This window comes from Streptomyces sp. NPDC003023 (assembly GCF_042888225.1).
Taxonomy (GTDB): Bacteria; Actinomycetota; Actinomycetes; order Streptomycetales; family Streptomycetaceae; genus Streptomyces.
On sequence record NZ_JBIAPL010000008.1, the window covers coordinates 208,263 to 226,225 of the forward strand.

Sequence of the window (17,963 nt, forward strand, 5' to 3'; positions counted from 1 at the left end):
CGGGGAGCGGCGGGTCACTCCGCGGCGTACGCACGCTCCTGACCGCGCACCACCGGGCTCGCGCCCGGCGGCGCCCAGTGGGCGCGCGCTGCGTCAGCGCGGGGCGGGCTGTCTGATCTCGCCGTCGGACGACAGCGGCACGAAGGACCGCACGAAGTCCGGGCCCGAGTCCGGACCGACCACGCCCCAACTGCTCTCCGGGAACTTGTTCCAGGCTCCCGGCAGCCCGCTGAGCGGCTCGGACACGACGAGGCGGGTCTCGCCGGAGAGCCCTTCCAGGAACTCCAGATCGGGATGCAGTGCGCGCAGGGTGTCGACATCGGCGCTGTAGTACAGCGAACGTGAGCGGCGCTCGCTGGAGTAGCGGAAGGCCCACAGCTGTTCCCCGTCGGTCACCGCGACGGTCATTTGGAGCGGATTGTCCACGCCGTGCCGGCGGCCGAGCTCCTCCACATGGCCTGCCATGCGGGCCACGGCGGTCGGCGGGTCCTGGTCCAGGCCGAAGGTGAGCGCCAGGAAGAACATCACCTCGGAGTCGGTCGAACCCTCGATGTCCGCGAAGAGGGACGGGTCGATGACCAGACAGAGGTCACGGCGCAGCCGGTGGAAGTCGGCGATAGCGCCGTTGTGCATCCACAACCACCTTCCGTGCCGGAACGGGTGGCAGTTCGTCTGCTGGATGGCAGAGCCCGTCGACGCCCGGATGTGGGCGAAGAAGAGGTGGGAGCGGATGTGGGCCGAGATCTCGCGGAGATTGCGGTTGCTCCACGCGGGCCCGGTCTCCCGGATGACGGCCGGGGTCTCGTTGTCCCTCGCGTACCAGCCGATGCCGAAGCCGTCGCCGTTGGTGGTCTCGACCCCCATCCGGGAGTGCAGGCTCTGGTCGATGAGGGAGTGCGCCGGGCGGTAGAGCAGGGAATCGAGGAGGACCGGCGTTCCCGTGTATGCCACCCATCGGCACATCTGGGCTCCTCCCGTGTCCCCGCCGCCGGCCGCGGCACGCGCTCGGATTCCCATCATCACGCGCCGTACGGCGTGATCGCCACGCGGCCGGTCACGGGTGCCCCGGCGGGAACCGGGTCGCGACCGCCCGCGACCCGGGTGCCCGGGCAGGGCCCGAACGGGTCCCGAGGGTCACCTACCGGCACCCGCTCCGGCACCGGCACCGGCACCGTCTACGCGCTGGACGGCGAGCAGGGCGACATCGTCGATCCGCTCCGGAGCGTCGCGGCGTGCGAGGAAGTCCACCAGTTCCCCGAGGTCCGTTCCCGGCTCTCCCGGTCTCCGCCAGCGGTGGATGTCGTCGATCATGTCGCTCACGCACGCGTCGATGTCGGCGTCCCTGCGCTCCACCAGGCCGTCGGTGAACAGCACGAGCGCTTCGTCGGCGTCCATGCCCGTCACGTTCGAGGGGAACTCGGCCGCGGGATCGACGCCCAGCGGCGGGCCGCCCGCCAGGACGATCTCGCTGACCTCGCCCCGGCGGATGCGCAACGGGTGGAGGTGTCCGGCTCTCGCGCCGTGCAGGGTGCCGCCCTTCGGGTCGAGCACGAGATACGTGCAGGTGGCGAAGCGATCCGTGTCGAGGTCGCAGAGCACCCGGTTGACCTGCCCCAGCAGGGCGCCGGGAGGCAGTCCCGCCTCGGCACACGCCCGCAGCGCGACCCTCAGTTGCCCCATGACGGCGGACGCGTGGGCGTCATGGCCCTGGACATCGCCGATCACGAGCGCCGCTGTCCCGTCCCTGAGAGGGAGGACGTCGTACCAGTCGCCTCCGATGTGCATGCCCTGTGTGCCGGGCAGGTAGCGGGAGTGCACCTTGAGCGAGTCCAGCGCCGGCAGGTGACGAGGCAGCATCGCCTTCTGCAGATCGGTGGCACGCTGGTGCTCCGTGTCGAACAGCCGGGCGCGTTCCAGGCTCTGGGTGAGAATGACGGCGACGGCCGTGTAGAACGTACGCTCCCCGGCATCGAAGGTCCGCGGCCCGGCGAAGGCGATGAGGCAGGCGCCGGTGATGCGGTCCGTGGACCCCAGGGACAGGACGACCCACGACCGTGGCGGCACGTCGCCGGAGGCCGCCAGTTCGGCAAACCCCAACCCCCTGTGCCGACTGAGGTCCTCGATGAAGAGTGCCTGCTCCTGAAGGGCGGCCAGGGCCATGACGGCGTGCGCGGGTTCACGCAGGTGCGACAGGGCAGGGGCCACGGCGGTCTCGCCGACGATGGTCAGCCGGCCGGCTTCCTCCAGGCCGAGGACGAGGTTCTCCGCGCCCAGGGACGGCCGTGCGAGTTGGGTCATGACCCTGGTGACGTCCTGAACCGTGATCGCCTGGGACAGCGCCCGTGTGAGCGTGAAGAGGAACGAGTCACGCGAACTGTCCGCGGAGACCGGGCCGCCCGCCGGACGGTCGACTTCCGTCCCCGTCCCCATCACCAGCCCGAGCGCCCGGACGGGCGTCCCCTGACTGTCCATGATCACGCGGCCGAACTCCGCCACCGAGTGCACCGTCCCGTCGGGATGCCGGACACGGTAGGCGAGGTGGTACCGGCCGGCGTCCGCGGCCGGCCCGTGCGCCCTGGCGGTGGTCGCCTCCTCCGTGACCCGGGCGATCGCCGCCTGCAGAACGGGGACGTCGTCGGGGTGCAGCATGGCGAAGAACGTCTCGCCCTTGCCGTCGAACGTCGATGGATCCACCCCGTAGACGGCGCACGTCCGCTCGTCCCAGTACACGTTGTCGGCCGAGAAGTCCCACGCGAAGACACCGGCGCGAGCCGCTTGCGCGGCCTCGCCGAGCCTTGTGTCGCCCACCGGTTCCGCCAGCGCGTGGGCGCAGCACTCCGCGAGCACGTCCAGGGCCTGCGGGAGGTCGTGCCAGTCGCCGTCCTCGTCGGCGTTTTCGAAGGACACGGCCAGGGCGCCCCACGCCTTGCCCGCGCAGGGCAGGGGCAGCACGTGCGTCTGCCGCCCGTCGGCGGTGAGCAGCGTGCGCCGTCCGGTGCGCAGGACCTCGCGGACGGCTTCGAGCCGGTGGTCACCGTCGCCGTCGTCCGGTTCAGCCGGATGGCGGTCGAGGCCGGCCTCGCCCGGTGTGTAGAGGAAGGTCCTTCCGGCAGGGAGGCGGCAGGCACTCCCGTCGTCGGCCGTCAGGACGTCCAGGAGCGCGTGGGGCCCTCGGCAGCGCATCACGCGCGCGAGCAGATCCAGGAGGCCCGCGGGTTCGGCCATGGGCGCGCACACCTTCCGGAAGTCCGGGAAATCGGATGAACCGTCCCAATTCTAGGAAGAGGGTCGGACATCCACTTCCGCTGGGACTCGTCAGGGCGGCACGGAGTGCGCACAGCCGGTGAGACGCACGTCACATTCACCCGTGTCACACCGAGCCGACTCGTTCCGTCAAAGGTGTGCAGCCACTCACAACGACAGAGGGAGCACACCATGGAAGCCCGTTTGAACCTCTTCGCCGCCCCGGCCGCGGGCAACGTCCTCAAGCATTTCGTCGCGGCGGGCAAGGCGCTGGCGGAATCGACGCTGCCGGTCGCGACACAGGAGCTGGTGAAGATCCGGGCGAGTCAGATCAACGGGTGCGGCTTCTGCCTCGACATGCACACCAAGGAGGCCGCCGCCGCCGGAGAGACCTCGACGCGCCTCAACATGATCGCGGCGTGGCGGGAGGCCACTCTCTTCACCGAGGCCGAGCGCGCCGCACTGGAGCTCGCCGAGCAGGGCACCCGGATCGCCGACGCGGCCGGCGGTGTGACCGACGAGGCGTGGGCGGACGCCGCCAAGCACTACGACGAGGAGCAACTGACCGCCCTGACGTTCCTGATCGCCCTCATCAACTCCTTCAACCGGATGAACGTCATCCTCCAGCAGCCCGCCGGCGACTACCAGCCCGGCCAGTTCGGATAACCGCCACGGCCGGCCGCGCCGGGGCTGCCGCCGTCCGCGGCGGCAGCAGCCCCGGCCCGGGCGCCCCGCCGAGTCGGCCGATGCCGGGGACAGGGAGCACGCGACCACTCGCGGCTCCCACGACGCACAGCACCGCCCCCATGGTGAGCACACGCACTCCGGCACCCAGAACTATGGTGTCCCACCACATACGCCCTTGACCTGCGTCTTCCTACGGTGTGGCGACACGGAAACGTCCCCGCCAACTGTCCGGAAGTGGTGTACATGGCCGCCCCAGAAACCGCTCCACCTGCGCCGAGCTCGCTGAAGCGCATCGTCGCCGCGAGCCTCATCGGCACGACCATCGAGTGGTACGACTTCTTCCTCTACGGCTCGGCCGCCGCGCTGGTCTTCAACAAGCTGTTCTTCCCCGACTCGGACCCGCTGGTCGGAACCCTGCTCTCGTTCCTGACGTACGCGGTCGGGTTCGCCGCGCGGCCGATCGGCGCGCTCGTGTTCGGACACTACGGGGACCGGCTGGGGCGCAAGAAGCTGCTGGTGCTCAGCCTGCTGCTGATGGGCGGCGCTACCTTCGCGATCGGTCTCCTGCCGACACACGCCACGATCGGCTCCGCCGCTCCGATCCTGCTGACCGTACTGCGCCTCGTGCAGGGCTTCGCCCTCGGCGGCGAATGGGGCGGTGCGGTGCTGCTGGTTTCCGAGCACGGCGACGCCAAGAGGCGCGGCTTCTGGGCGTCCTGGCCGCAGACCGGCGCGCCGGCGGGGCAGTTGCTCGCCACCGGTGTGCTGTCCGCGCTCACCGCGCTCCTCTCGGACGCCGCCTTCACCTCATGGGGCTGGCGCATTCCGTTCCTGCTGTCCGGTGTACTGGTGATCGTCGGCTTGTGGATTCGTCTCTCTGTCGACGAATCTCCGGTCTTCAAGGCCGCGCTGGCGCAGGCGGAGCAGCGCAAGGCCGAGGCCGGCCAGGTGGAGAAGATGCCGCTCGTCGCCGTGCTGCGTCACCACTGGCGGGACGTGCTCATCGCCATGGGCGCGCGGATGGCGGAGAACATCAGCTACTACGTGGTCACCGCGTTCATCCTCGTCTATGCCACGACCGCCGTGGAGTTGAGCAAGCAGACCGCGCTGAACGCCGTCCTCATCGCCTCCGCCGTGCACTTCGCCGTGATTCCGCTGTGGGGTGCGCTGTCCGACCGCATCGGCCGCCGGCCGGTGTATCTGATCGGGGCGATCGGCGTGGGAGCCTGGATGTTCCCGTTCTTCGCGCTCATCGACACCGCGAGCTTCGGCTCCCTGCTGCTCGCCGTCACGGTCGGGCTGGTGCTGCACGGTGCGATGTACGCGCCGCAGGCCGCGTTCTTCTCCGAGATGTTCGCGACACGCATGCGCTACTCGGGCGCCTCCATCGGCGCGCAGTTCTCCTCGGTCGCGGCCGGGGCGCCGGCTCCGCTCATCGCGACGGCCCTGCTGGCGGACTACGACTCGTCGACACCGATCGCCCTGTACGTCATCGCCGCCGCACTGCTCACCGTGGTGGCCGTCGTCTGCGCACGGGAGACCAGGGACACCGACCTGACAGCCGTGGAGGCGGGTGCGGCACCGGCCGGCGACGCCCCCGCGACGGACAAGGCGGACGCACCGGTCGTCTGATCACGGACGGCACGATCACAGAGCTCGGCACGATCACGGAGCCGCGCGGACTCCCGGGGGGTCCGCGCGGCTCTGCGCGTGCCGGGCACGGCACGGGGGCGGGGCCTTGCGCCGGTACGGAGCCGGTGGGGCGTTCAGGAACCGACCGACGCCGACATCGCGTGCAGCCGCAGCGCCAGTTGGATCTCGAGCGACCTCGCCGGCGACTGCCAGTCCGGGCCGAGCAGCCGGCCGATGCGCTCGAGCCGCTGGGCCACGGTGTTCACATGGACGTGCAGGTCGTCCTTGGTGCGGGCCGGGCTCATGCCGCTGGCGAAATAGGCGGCCAGGGTGCCGACCAGGTCGGTGCCGCGCCGCAGGTCGTAGTCGACGATCTCCCCGATCGTGCGGTGCACGAAGCCGTCGACGTCCCCGGGGTCGGCGAGCAGCAGCCCGAGGAAGCCGAGGTCCTGCGCCGCCGCACCCTCCCCGGAGCGTCCGAGGAGCCGCAGGGCGTCGAGGCAACGGCGGGCCTGGGCGTACGCGTCGGCCACCGGGGCGGGGTTCTCCGCCGGGGCGGCGACCGGGGAGGAGGCGCCGACCGTGACCGGCTCGCGCAGTGCTCCGGTGAGGTGCCGCGCGGTCTGGCGCGCGAGGTCGGCCGCGTTGTCGTCGGGGCCGAGGGGCAGCAGCAGGACCGTGCCTCCGTCACGGGCCGCGGCGAGACCGGAGCGGGTCGCGGCCAGGTGCGAGGCCGCGGACCACAGTCGCCGGCGGTCCGCCGTCTCCCGCGCGCTCACGTCGCGGCGCGCGGGGGTGCCAGTGGCCCGGTCCGGCCTCTGACGGGCGGCCGGGGCGGTCCCGGTGGCCGCCTCGGAGCGTGTGGCGGCTTCTCCCGAGGGCCCGTCGATACGGGCGGCGAGCACCACGTGGGGGACGTCCAGGTCCGCGCGGAGCCGCGCTGCGCGCTCGCGCAGCAGTCGCGGGTCGCGGCCTGGGGCGTCGAGCAGATCGTCGAGCAGTTCGCCCCGTACGCGCTGTTCCGCGTCGTGGGCGGACCGTCGGGCGAGCAGGAGCAGGGAGGTGACCATCGCGGCGCGTTCCAGGGTGCGCCGGCCCGCGGGGTCGAGTTCGGGGTGGCCGTGCAGGACGAGCGAGCCGAAGGTCTCACCGCCGGCGGCGACGGCGGCGACCCAGTCGCCGCCGTGCCGTGTGGCATGGCCGCCCGCCGCGGCGGTGTCGGGGCCGTTCTCGGTGAACTCGACCGTGCCGTCGAGGACTTCGGAGAGCGCGGCGGCGACGTCCTGGACGCCTCCGCCGCGCAGTACCAGTTCGGTGAGGCGGTCGTGAACGTCGGACGCCCGCTCGAGGACACCGCTGTGGTCCTGGATGATCGCGTTGGCACGTTCGAGGTCGGCGAGCGCGGAGCGGGTCTCCGCGAGGAGGTTCGCGGTGTCGATGGCGACGGCCGCGTGCGCCGCGAACGAGGCGAGCAGCGCGACCTGCTCCCGTTCGAAGACCCTGGCCCGCCGGTCGGCCGCGAACAGGACGCCGATGACCTGGCTGCCGAGCATCAGGGGCACGCCGAGGATGGCGACGAGCCCTTCGTCCCTGACGGCGGCGTCGATGGTTCCGGTGTGCTCGAAGCGCGCGTCGTCGAAGTAGCTGTCGGTGACGTAAGGCCGGGCGGTCTGGGCGACGAGGCCGCCGAGCCCTTCGCCCATGCCGAGCCTGACCTGCTGGAAGCGCGCCGACACCGACCCTTCCGTGACCCGCATGTAGGTGTCGCCCGCGGCCGGGTCGTTGAGACTGAGGTAGGCGACCTCGGTGCCCAGCAGCGAGCGGGCGCGCTGCACGATCGCCCGGAGCACCGCGTCGAGATCGCGCAGCCCTGCGAGGTCGTGCGCGGTCTCGAAGAGGGCGGAGAGCTCCGCCTCGCGGCGCCGCCGGCCTTCCAGCTCCGCCCGCACCCGCAGCGCCAGTTGCTTGGCGTGTTCGAGCGAGGCCAGCTCCTGTGGCCCGGCGCCGTCGGCGCGGGCGAGGAGAAGCGGCCTGTCGTACGCCTCCGCGGCGGCGCCGCGGGCGAGGAGCTCCAGGTAGGCGGCTTGATCGTGGGACATGGACACAGGATTACCTGTCGTACGGGCGGTCGCACCAGCCCTGTGGACAACGGAACGTCGTGCCGGGTCGTCAGTGAGCGGTCCATCCGCCGTCGAGGGTCAGCGAGGTGCCGGTGATGAAGGACGCCTGCGGCGAGCACAGGTACAGAGCGGCCTCCGCCACGTCCTCCGGCTCGATGAGGCGCTTGATCGCGGAGTCCTTGAGGAGGACTTCGGTGAGGACCTGGTCCTCCGGCAGGTCGTGCGCCGCGGCCTGGTCGGCGATCTGCTTCTCGACCAGTGGGGTGCGCACATAGCCGGGGTTGACGCAGACGGACGTCACCCCGTGCGGTCCTCCCTCGAGCGCGGCCGTCTTGGAGAGACCTTCGAGGCCGTGTTTGGCCGCCACATAGGCACACTTGTAGGCGGAGGCGCGCAGGCCGTGCACGGACGAGATGTTGACGATTCGGCCCCAGCCCTGCGCGTACATGTGCGGCAACGCGCCCCTGATCAGCCGGAACGGCGCCTCCAGCATCACCGTGAGGACGGTGTGGAAGACGTCGGGCGGGAATTCCTCGATGGGGCGGACCAGTTGCAGTCCGGCGTTGTTGACGAGGATGTCCGTGCCGGCCGCCACCGCCTCCGCGGCGTCGAGGTCGGTCAGGTCGAGCAGATGAGGTTCCACGGCCCCGGCGAGTCCCGCGCTGTGGCCGGCGAGCGCGGCCAGCCCCTCGGCGTCCCGGTCGACGGCTCTGACCTTCGCCCCCGCGGCCGCGAGCCGGAGCGCGCAGGCGCGTCCGATGCCACCCGCGGCACCGGTGACGAGGGCGGTACGGCCGCCGAGATCGAGGGATACGGAGGGCGCCGGGGCTGCGGAACCTGGCGTGCCGGGCGGTGTGGTGGGCGCGGTCATGTCCGGCACCCTAGGCAGCGAACATCCGACGACCGATGTGGTCACAGCCCATACTTCACCGCCCTGTGGTGGGTTGGAACCATGCTGGTCCCTCGGTGAGGGCGTGCTTGATCCGGAAAGTGGCGAAGTCCTGGAGCTCCGGCAGCGAGTCGATGGTGAACCAGCCCACTTCGAGGGACTCGTCATCGTTGACGCGCGCCTCGGCGGCGCCGGCCACGGCCCGGCAGCGCATGGTGATGTCCATGTACTGGCACACGTCGCCGTTGGGGTAGGTGACGGGTCTGGGCAGCGCCTGGACGAGGACGACCCGCTCGGCGGTGCAGCGTACGGCGGTCTCCTCGTACACCTCGCGCTCGGCCGTCATGGCCGGTTCCTCACCCGGCTCCGGGATGCCGCCGATGATCGACCAGTTGCCCGTGTCCACGCGCCTGCCCAGCAGCACCCGTCCGTGGTCGTCGAAGACGATGGCGCTGACACCTGGCAGCAGCAGCAGTTGGTGTCCGGCGGTCGCCCTGATGGCGCGGATGAAGTCGGGAGTAGCCATGCCCCGGACCCTAACGGGCCCGGTCCCAAGGGCAGAACCCGCTCACCGTCCGGCCCGGCCGAACCGCCTCCACGCCCCGGCCTCGGACCGGCCCGCCGAACCGCCTCCACGCCCCGGCCGCACCACGGTCGGGCCGAGCCCTCACGGCCGCACCGCCCGGCCGGCCGAACCGTCTCGCCGCTCGGGACCGGTCGCGCCGGTCAGGCGGACCCGGTCGCCGCCCCGGCAGTGGTACGCCGCCGCTTCCGAGCCCGTACGGCGCCGATGGCGACGGCGGTCAGGCCGCCCGCCGCGAGCAGCACCAGGGCCAGCTCGGGCGCGCTGCCCATCCGGGTCGCGGGCGTGAGCGACGAACGCAGCGGCACCTCCGCGACCAGCGCGTCGGGCGTGAACATCGCCGTCTCCTGGACGATCTCCCCGTCGGGCATGATCACGGCGCTGACGCCGCTGGTGACGGGGACGACGACGGTCCGGCTGTGCTCCACGGCCCGCACCCGGGACATCGCCAGCTGCTGGTAGGTCATCTCGCTGCGACCGAAGGTGGCGTTGTTGCTCGGTACGGAGATGAGTTGCGCCCCGTTGGTGACGGTGTCGCGCGCCGCGTCGTCGAAGGCGGCCTCGAAGCAGGTGACGAGACCGACCTCGGTGCCTGCCAGGTCGAAGACCCCGACCTCGTGCCCCGGCCCGAAGTCGCGGCTGACCCGGTCGACGTCCGAGTTGAAGATCCGTACGAGGGACCGCATCGGGATGTACTCGCCGAACGGCTGGACGTGGCGCTTGTCGTAGGTGTCGACGGGCCCCTGCTCCGGGTCCCACTCGATCAGGGTGTTGCGGAGACTGCCCGTCTCCGGGGTGAGCACGGCGCCCACGACGGTCGGCACGCCGATGGCCCTGACCGCGTCGTCGATCACCTGACGGGCGTCCGCGTTGCGGTAGGGGTCGAGGTCGGAGGAGTTCTCCGGCCACAGCACGAAGTCGGGCTGTGGTTCCCTGCCCGCCGCCACGTCCGCGGCGAGCTGCTCGGTGCGGTTCGCGTGGTTGTCGAGGACGGCGCGGCGCTGGGCGTTGAAGTCGAGCCCGAGCCGGGGGACGTTGCCCTGGATCGCGGCGACCGTCGCGGTGCCGTCCTCCGCCGAGGAGTCGACGAGGGGCCGGGAGGCGAGGGCCGCGACGACGGGCAGGAGCAGGGCGAGAAGCGCGGCGGCCGCGGCACCGCGCGGGACGTGGCCGGTGCGGCGGCGGGCGTGCGCCTGCCGGGCGGTCTCGTAGAGTCCGAATCCGCAGAGCACGACCGCGAAGCCGAGCACGGGCGTGCCCCCGAGCGCGGCGAGCGGCAGGAAGAACCCGTCCGCCTGTCCGAAGGCGATCTTTCCCCAGGGGAAGCCGCCGAAGGGGACGCGGGCACGCGCCGCCTCGCCGGCGATCCAGACGGCCGCGCCCCACACGGGCCAGCCGGGCAGGCGTGAGACGGCGGAGATGCCCATGGCCGAGAAGGCCACGAACAGTGCCTCCGCCGCGACCAGCGCCAGCCACGGCACCGGGCCCACTTCCTCACCGGTCCAGACGAGCAGCGGGAGCAGGAAGCCGAGACCCGCGAGGTATCCGAGCCCGAACGCGGACCGCGGGCGGCGGCCGCGCAGGGTCCAGCCGAGCAGGGCGAACGCCGGGAAGGCCAGCCACCACAGGGGGCGCGGCGGGAAGCTCGCGAAGAGCAGCGCGCCGCCGAGCACGGCGGCCCCCGGACGTGCGAACCGCCGCAGCAGCGGCTGTGCTTTCGCGGAGGCGGGGCCGGCGGTGTCGACGGAGGTCATGGTGGCGCTCACCCGGCGGAGTCTACGGCGGCGGCCTGTGGGCGGCGCAGGCGAGTCGCCCCACCCCGCCGCAACGTTTCTTCCGGATTCCGCCGCACATCACGGAAACGCCCGTTAACGTGTGCGCCAGTCCCGCGCGGCCGAACCGTTTCAGGTCGGTTCCGGCCGGTTCGCCGTGGCTGCCTGCGACACCCGGCAGCCCCGCACCGGCCGCCGCTGTGCGCGGGGTCCGTCACGGTGGGGGACGACGGTATGGGTGAAGAGGGCGGTCCGCACAGGGGCCGGGAGCGTGGGCGGGCTCCGGACGCGGCCGGTGTCCTCGTTCTGACCTGCTGCGCCGTGTGGTCGCTGGTCAGCGCGGCCGGCCGGGAGGGCAGGCCGGAGGGCGTCCTGCTCGCCGTGTTCGCCGTCACCGCCGGGTACGCGTGCGGACGGATCTCCGGTTCCCTGCTGCCGGTGGGCGCCTTCGCCGTCACCGCGCCCGCCGCGCTCGCCCTCGCGGTCGCGTCCCGTGACGGGATGCCCGGGGCCACCGCCGGCGCGGGCGCTCCGCCGGGCCACGCGGGCGCGGTCGCCGCGCTTCTGGTGCTCGCCGCGGGTGCGGCCTGCTGCGCCGCCGCCGCGGCCCGCGCCACCGGTGCGCGGGCGACGCTGCGGATTCTCGCGCTCGGCGTGGCCGGCGCCGCACCCCTGATCGCGTCGCAGGCCGCCTTCCTGGCCTGTCTGACCGTGCTGGTGAGCGCGCTCGTCGTGGTCCGGATGCGTCGACGCATCGCGGTTCTCGTGGCGACGGCACTCGTGACGGGGCTCGCGGCGGGCACGTCGTGGGCGGTGGCCGAGGAGGCGCTGCCGGCGGGCCTCGCCGCGTCGGTGGAGGCACCGCTCACCGCGAACCGGGTGGCGCTGTGGCGGGACGCGGTCGCGCTCGCGGAACAGGACCCGCTCCGCGGCGTGGGTCCGGCGCGCTTCGCGCTGCTCAGCCCCACGTCCGTCCAGTCGCCCCGAGCCGACGGCAAGCCGCATTCGGCGCCGCTGCAGCAGGCGGCGGAACAGGGGGTGGTCGGGGTGGCGCTGCTCGCGGCGGCCTTCGGCTGGATCCTGCACGGACTGTGGCGCTCGGCCCGGCCGACACCCGTGGTGCTGAGCGCGGCCGCGGCGCTCGCCGTCCTCGCGGTGCTCGCCTGTGTGGGCAACGTGCTGAGTTTCGCCCCGGTGACGGCCGGGGCGGGGCTGCTCGCGGGCCTGGCGACGGCACGCGTACCCGGCGAGGAGGAGACGTAGGGGCATCGCGTTCGGATCGTCGGAATCACCGGTCCCGGTCCGGGGGTGCCGTCAGCCCGCGCCCGCGGCCCGGTCGAAACCATCGCGGCGGCCGCTCAGGCCCTGGCCGCTCCGTCCGACTCCCGCTCCCCCAGCCTGGCGCGGATGACCCGTACCGCGGTCGCCGCGTCGTCGACGGTCACCGTGAATCTGCCGCCGTCGCCCAAGGTCACCGTCAGGCCCTCTCCGCGCCGTACGACCACCGCGGTGCCCTGCTCGGGACGCCAGCGGCAGCCCCAGCCTCCCCACTGGCGTGGTGTCACCCGGGGGACGAAGTCCGCGTCGACCACGTGCGAGAGGGGAATGTGGCGCCGTGGCACACCGATGTGACCGCAGCGCACGTCCACCGCGTACCTGTCGACCCTGACCGCCACATGGACGAACGCGAGCGTCCCGTAAAGGATCATGAGGCCGGCCGCGAGGCAGCCGATGACCGCCATCAGCATCGCGGCGATCCCGGTGGTCCAGGTGGCGTCGACGGCCAGCTTGACGCCGAGCGCCAGGCAGGCGGCACCGGCCACCGCCAGCAACCACTGCATGCGGTTGGTCGCGCGGCCGGTCCAGACCTCCGGAAGGGGATCCGGACGGCGCCCCTCATGGTGCAAGTGGTGCCTCATGTCTAGGACAGTACCCACCATCCCGGCAATGAGCACTACTGCCGCATACGACGGAAACAAGGGCACAACCGGCCGGATCATCCACGGACTCGCCCGGTGCGGGACGCAACCGGACATGTGCCCGGCCAGGGGTCACAGGCGGCAGCGGGGGAGGAACGGCAGGGCGTCAGCGCACCGGTGTCACGGCGGGCAGCAGACGGCCTTCCGCATAGTTGAGCGCCTCCGCCGGAAGAGCTGACTCCCTCCCGCTGAGCAGCACCGTCAGCCGGTTGCCGGGCACCGCGCCGGGGGCGGGCGGCAGCCCGATCCGGCGCAGTGCCTGCGCGGCCACGGCCTCGGCCGACCCGTGCAGGACCAGCGGCGGCATGTCCGGCTGCTGGATCGCGGCCCGGATCCGCTCGGCGACCAGTTCGTAATGGGTGCACCCGAGGACGACGGCACGTACGTCTCGCGGGGTGAGCGCGGCCGCCGCGGCCACGGCCCGGTCGATCGCGCTCTCGTCGGCCTGCTCCACGGCGTCGGCGAGACCGGGGCAGGGCACCGCTGTCACGTCGACGGAACCGGCGAACTCCTCGATCAGGCGGCGCTGGTACGGGCTGCCGGTGGTCGCCGGGGTGGCCCAGATCGCGATCGGCCCGCCGCCCGCCGCGGCCGGCTTGATCGCGGGGACGGTACCGATGACGGGAACGCCGGGCTCCAGCTCGGCCCTGAGCGCGGGCAGGGCGTGCACGGTGGCGGTGTTGCAGGCGACGATCAGCGCGTCGGGACGGTGGGCGGCCGCCGCCCTGGCCACGGCCAGCGCGCGCCCGGCGATACCCTCCGGCGTACGAGGTCCCCAGGGCATCCCGTCGGGGTCGCCGGACAGCACCAGCTCCGCGTCGGGGCGCAGCGTGCGCACAGCGGCGGCCGCCGGGAGCAGGCCGATACCTGAGTCGATGAGCGCGATCTTCACCCGGTCACCATAGTCGACCGCCGTCGCCGAGCGGTCTGCGTGCGGCAGACTGCGGCGGATGAGCGCGCTTGCCTGGATCGCCGTGGGATCGCTGACCGCCTGGGGTTGGCTGCTGCTCTGCCAGGGCTTCTTCTGGCGGACCGACCAGCGGCTGCCGCACCGTGAGAGCCCCGCCGAGTGGCCGGACATCGCCGTGGTGGTGCCGGCGCGGGACGAGGCCGATGCACTGCCCATGAGCCTGCCGACGCTGCTCTCGCAGGACTATCCGGGTCGGGCGGAGATCGTGCTCGTCGACGACAGCAGCGGTGACGGGACGGGGGAGGTCGCCCGGTCGCTCGCCGAGCGGCACGGGGGGCTGCCCCTGCGGCTGGTGCGACCCGGTGAGCCCGGTCCGGGCTGGACCGGGAAGCTGTGGGCGCTTCGGCACGGCATCGAGGCCGCGAGGGAGGGCGATCCCGAGTTCCTCCTGCTGACCGATGCCGACATCGCGCACGCGCCGGACAGCCTGCGGGAGTTGGTCGCCGCCGCGCGGACCGGCGGTCTGGATCTCGTGTCGCAGATGGCCCGGCTGCGAGTGGCGAGCGGCTGGGAGCGGCTGGTGGTGCCCGCGTTCGTGTACTTCTTCTCTCAGCTCTATCCGTTCCGCCGGATCAACAAAGCGGCGGCGAGGACCACTGCCGCCGCGGGCGGGTGCGTACTGCTGCGGACCGGGACCGCGGTGCGTGCCGGCGTTCCCGACTCGATCCGGCAGGCGGTGATCGACGACGTCGCCCTGGCACGCGCCGTGCGCCGGGTGGGCGGATCGGTCTGGCTCGGGCTCGCCGACCGTGTCGACAGCGTGCGTCCCTATCCACGGCTCGGTGACCTGTGGCGGATGGTGTCGCGCAGCGCCTACGCGCAGCTGCGGCACAACCCGGCGCTGCTGGCTGGCACCGTTGCCGGGCTCCTCCTCGTGTACGTCGTCCCGCCGACGGCCCTGGCGGTCGGGCTGCTCGCGGATGACGCGCCTGCCGTGCGGGCCGGGGCGGCCGCCTGGGCGGTGATGACGGGCACGTACCTGCCGATGCTGCGCTACTACCGGCAGCCGTGGTTCCTGGCGCCGACGCTGCCGTTCACCGCGGCGCTCTACCTCCTGATGACGGTCGACTCCGCGGTGCAGCACTACCGGGGGCGGGGGGCGGCGTGGAAGGGGCGGACGTACGCCCGCCCGGAGGCCGCGGGCGACGCCTGAACGGCGCGCCCGCCGCGGCCCCAGGACGGTGGGCGCCGGGCCGACCGCCCTACTTCCGGCCGGGAGTCCAGTTCATGCCCCACCCGTACGCCTGGTCGATCGTGCGCTGCGGGCTGACGCCGCGCTCGGGGACCAGGAAGCGGGCCTCGCGCTGCACGACGAGGTCGGAGCCGGTGTTTGTGATCAGCGCGAGGGCGCAGACCCTGGAGGGGACGGTGCACTCGCCGAGCGAGAAGTCGATCGGTGCCCCGTGCTGCGGCTGGAGGGTCACCGTCGCGTCGAGGTCGGCGAAGCTGCGGGCCCCCTCGTAGATGGTCACGAAGATGACGATGCGGCGGATGTCCTGGCGGTGGTCGAGGTTGACGGTGAGGTTCTCGCCCGGCGTTCCGCCCGTGCGGTCGTCCCCGTCGAGGTGAATGAAGGGGGGCCGGTTCAGCGCGCCGAAGGCGTTCCCGAGAGCCTGGACCACGCCCTTGCGGCCGTCGGAGAGTTCGTAGAGCGCGCACAGGTCGAGGTCCAGGTCACCGTGCACGGCGACCGCACGGCCGAGCTTCGCGCCCCAGCCCTTGAACTGTTTGCGCACCTGCCAGCTGAGGTTCACACGCATCGCGCCGGAGGTGCCGCCCTGCTTGGTGAGGGAGACGGCCGGCGTCTCCTTGGTCAGCGTCACCTTGGTGAGGCGTACCGGCGCGGACGGCGCAGACGCTGCGGTCGGCGGTGGGAACGAAGGCGGTGCGGAGGGCGGCATCACCGGGGCGGAGGGCGCAGGCGCGACCGCGGGAGCCGCGGGAGCGGCGACCGCCGGAGCCGGAGGGACCAAGGACTGCTGCGGTTCGTCGACCGTGATGCCGAAGTCCGTGGCGAGACCCTCGAGTCCGGTCCCGTAGCCCTGTCCCACCGCGCGGAACTTCCACGCGCCCTGGCGCCGGTAGAGCTCGCCGAGCACGAAGGCCGTCTCGACCGTGGCGTCCTGGCTGTCGTACCGGGCGATCTCCGCGCCGGAGGCGGCGTCGAGGACCCGGATGTGGAGTCCGGGGACCTGACCGAAGGCGCCCCCGTCCGCCGAAGCGGCCAGCACGACCCGCTCGATCGCGCTCTCGACCCGCTCGAGATCGACCGTGACCACGTCGGTCACGGTGCCGGCGGCCGTCTGCCTGCCCTCGTGCCGTACCGCTCCGGAGGCGTGCGTCGGCTGGTTGTAGAAGACGAAGTCGCTGTCGGAGCGGACCTTTCCCGACGCGAGGAGGAGCGCCGACGCGTCCACGTCGGGCACCCCCGGTCCCGACTGCCAGCCGAGCTCGACGCGCACGCTTCGCGCCGCTACCGGAGTGTTGGCTCCTTTAAGCATGGACATGCTCGCCCCCATCGCGATTCGGCGCGTCCGGAAGTTCATTCATCGTCAACCTATTCCGCATACGTCCCCCACACGGGGGCCGACCCGTCGGTAACCCTCTCTCAGCTTGCCCTTTACGTGAACACGAGACTCAACGTGGACCGATTTGGGCAAATTCGCTCACTTTGGCGAACCGTCGTCACTCACAGCTCCCGAAACAACCCTCTTATCGGTCTCCCCAACCAGCACATCGTGGGCTTAACTTATGTGCCATGACCTCCCCCCGCGCCACCTATGGCGGCGGTTACTACTCCGCGCCGGCGTTTCCCGACACCCCGATCTACGACTCCCTGGTCGCGGAGCGGGGCACCCCTCAGATCGCTCCGATCCGAGTGCCCGCCGCTTACGACACCGGCAACAGCTACCTGCCGGCGCTCCCCGCGGCACTGCCCGCCCTCCCGGCGGCACCCTCCCAACAGGCCCCCGCATACGGTTACCCGCATCAGATGCAGCAGCCGATGCCGCTGCAGCAGGCGCCTGCCCCGTACATCCCGCAGCAGACGAGCGCGCCCCGCGGCTATCCGGGCACGCAGTACCAGCCCCAGCCCAGCCGGCCGGTCTCCACCGGCTACGAGGCCATGCGGCCCGCGGCGGCGCGCCCGGCTCCGGCGCCCTCCCCCTACGAGGATCCGTACAACCGCCCCTACCAGGGCCGGGGATACTGAGCGACGGCGGCCCGTCCGAAGTGCGCTCCGGCGCGGGGGAACGAACGGGCCGCCGCTCAGCTTCTTGATCACACAGCGCGACCGTCCCGCCCTCTCCGAGCCTGACCGGCCATGCCTTTCACCCGTTGTGGGAGTTTCCCTCCGTCCGGGAACACATCGTGGTGGCAGGCTCGTTGGACACGCGGGAAGGGGGTGTGGACCGTGCGCGCAGCCACAGGTGTCTGGCGCTGGCGGCACAACCCGCTGCGCCGTGCGACGGATCTGCTGGAGGCATGGCTGGCGGTCGTCACCGCCCTGCTCATCATCACGACCGCTCCGGCCGTCGGCCGACTCAGCGGCGCGCTCGCGGAGGAGTCCCTGCGCCAGTCGGTCCGCGCCCAGCGGCTGCAGCACCACGTCACGACGGCCACGGTGACCGGGCCCAGGACATCGCCCCGGCCGGTCGCCTTCGATCCCGAGAGCGCGGTGGCGGACGAGCGCCGCGGAGCGGTCCCGGCCAAGTGGACCTCACCCGACGGCAGTCCGCGCACCGGCACCGTCGTCACGAACCTGCCGTCGGCACGCCCCGGCGACACCTTCCCGGTGTGGACGGACAGTTCAGGCCGAATAGTGGCGCGTCCGATGGCCGCCGCCACCGCGGACGTGCATGCCGCACTCGCCGGTGCCGGTGCCGCACTGGCCTGGGCCGTCCTCGTCGAAGGCGCCAGGCGGCTGGTCCTGCGGCAGCTCGTGCGCCGCAGACACGCGGCCCTGGACCGGGCCTGGGCGGCCGTGGGTCCGGACTGGGGCCGGGCCGGCGCGGGAAGCTGACCTGCCCCGTCCCGTCAACTCCCGCTCCCCTCGCGCGCTACGGTGGGGCCACCCCTGAAGGACGTGT

At 72.5% G+C, this 17,963-nt stretch carries 15 protein-coding genes; 6 read left to right on the plus strand and 9 right to left on the minus strand.

From position 1 onward, the window contains the following. Nucleotides 1-93 precede the first annotated feature (93 nt). On the minus strand, nt 94-963 hold the full coding sequence (locus tag ACFYV1_RS25485) for a class II glutamine amidotransferase (protein WP_389397891.1): 870 nt from the start codon (nt 961-963) through the stop codon (nt 94-96). Between the two features lie 171 nt (nt 964-1,134). After that, nucleotides 1,135-3,225, minus strand: coding sequence for a SpoIIE family protein phosphatase (locus ACFYV1_RS25490; RefSeq protein WP_389397892.1), 2,091 nt, complete (start codon nt 3,223-3,225; stop codon nt 1,135-1,137). Nucleotides 3,226-3,435: 210 nt separating this feature from the next. Here ACFYV1_RS25490 and ACFYV1_RS25495 point away from each other — a divergent pair, with 210 nt between their 5' ends. Next, complete coding sequence (locus ACFYV1_RS25495) at nt 3,436-3,909, plus strand: carboxymuconolactone decarboxylase family protein (RefSeq protein ID WP_389397893.1); 474 nt, start codon at nt 3,436-3,438, stop codon at nt 3,907-3,909. 264 nt (nt 3,910-4,173) lie between these two features. Then, nucleotides 4,174-5,562 (plus strand): MFS transporter, encoded by a 1,389-nt coding sequence (locus ACFYV1_RS25500; protein WP_389397894.1) that lies wholly within the window; start codon nt 4,174-4,176, stop codon nt 5,560-5,562. A gap of 134 nt (nt 5,563-5,696) precedes the next feature. On the opposite strand, the gene ACFYV1_RS25505 is transcribed toward ACFYV1_RS25500, so the two are convergent. The 4 genes from ACFYV1_RS25505 to lnt all read right to left on the minus strand — a co-directional run bounded on the left by ACFYV1_RS25505 (nt 5,697) and on the right by lnt (nt 10,920). Continuing rightward, nucleotides 5,697-7,661 carry a helix-turn-helix domain-containing protein gene (locus tag ACFYV1_RS25505; protein ID WP_389397895.1) on the minus strand — a complete coding sequence of 655 codons (1,965 nt, stop codon included), beginning with the start codon at nt 7,659-7,661 and terminating at the stop codon, nt 5,697-5,699. 70 nt (nt 7,662-7,731) lie between these two features. Then, nucleotides 7,732-8,553: a 3-hydroxybutyrate dehydrogenase gene (locus tag ACFYV1_RS25510; protein WP_389397896.1), complete on the minus strand. Its 822-nt coding sequence runs from the start codon at nt 8,551-8,553 to the stop codon at nt 7,732-7,734. A 55-nt stretch (nt 8,554-8,608) separates the two neighbouring features. Beyond that, a complete protein-coding gene (locus tag ACFYV1_RS25515) occupies nt 8,609-9,097 on the minus strand; it encodes an NUDIX domain-containing protein (RefSeq protein ID WP_389397897.1) in 489 nt (162 codons plus the stop codon). Nucleotides 9,098-9,297: 200 nt separating this feature from the next. Beyond that, a complete protein-coding gene (lnt, locus tag ACFYV1_RS25520; RefSeq protein WP_389397898.1) occupies nt 9,298-10,920 on the minus strand; it encodes an apolipoprotein N-acyltransferase in 1,623 nt (540 codons plus the stop codon). Between the two features lie 240 nt (nt 10,921-11,160). Here lnt and ACFYV1_RS25525 point away from each other — a divergent pair, with 240 nt between their 5' ends. Further along, entirely contained in the window at nt 11,161-12,189 is a 1,029-nt protein-coding gene (locus tag ACFYV1_RS25525; RefSeq protein WP_389397899.1) for an O-antigen ligase family protein, read from the plus strand. A gap of 95 nt (nt 12,190-12,284) precedes the next feature. Here the strand turns inward: ACFYV1_RS25525 and ACFYV1_RS25530 are convergent, their stop codons facing one another. Continuing rightward, nucleotides 12,285-12,845 carry a hypothetical protein gene (locus ACFYV1_RS25530; RefSeq protein ID WP_389397900.1) on the minus strand — a complete coding sequence of 187 codons (561 nt, stop codon included), beginning with the start codon at nt 12,843-12,845 and terminating at the stop codon, nt 12,285-12,287. A 166-nt stretch (nt 12,846-13,011) separates the two neighbouring features. Further along, nucleotides 13,012-13,797, minus strand: coding sequence for a glutamate racemase (locus ACFYV1_RS25535; RefSeq protein ID WP_389397901.1), 786 nt, complete (start codon nt 13,795-13,797; stop codon nt 13,012-13,014). 58 nt (nt 13,798-13,855) lie between these two features. On the opposite strand from ACFYV1_RS25535, the gene ACFYV1_RS25540 reads away from it, so the two are divergent. Beyond that, a complete protein-coding gene (locus tag ACFYV1_RS25540; protein ID WP_389397902.1) occupies nt 13,856-15,028 on the plus strand; it encodes a glycosyltransferase in 1,173 nt (390 codons plus the stop codon). A gap of 49 nt (nt 15,029-15,077) precedes the next feature. Here the strand turns inward: ACFYV1_RS25540 and ACFYV1_RS25545 are convergent, their stop codons facing one another. Continuing rightward, entirely contained in the window at nt 15,078-16,382 is a 1,305-nt protein-coding gene (locus ACFYV1_RS25545) for a TerD family protein (protein ID WP_389397903.1), read from the minus strand. 251 nt (nt 16,383-16,633) lie between these two features. Here ACFYV1_RS25545 and ACFYV1_RS25550 point away from each other — a divergent pair, with 251 nt between their 5' ends. Next, nucleotides 16,634-17,086, plus strand: coding sequence for a DUF6643 family protein (locus ACFYV1_RS25550; protein WP_389397904.1), 453 nt, complete (start codon nt 16,634-16,636; stop codon nt 17,084-17,086). Nucleotides 17,087-17,287: 201 nt separating this feature from the next. Continuing rightward, nucleotides 17,288-17,896: a hypothetical protein gene (locus ACFYV1_RS25555; RefSeq protein WP_389397905.1), complete on the plus strand. Its 609-nt coding sequence runs from the start codon at nt 17,288-17,290 to the stop codon at nt 17,894-17,896. Nucleotides 17,897-17,963: the final 67 nt, after the last annotated feature.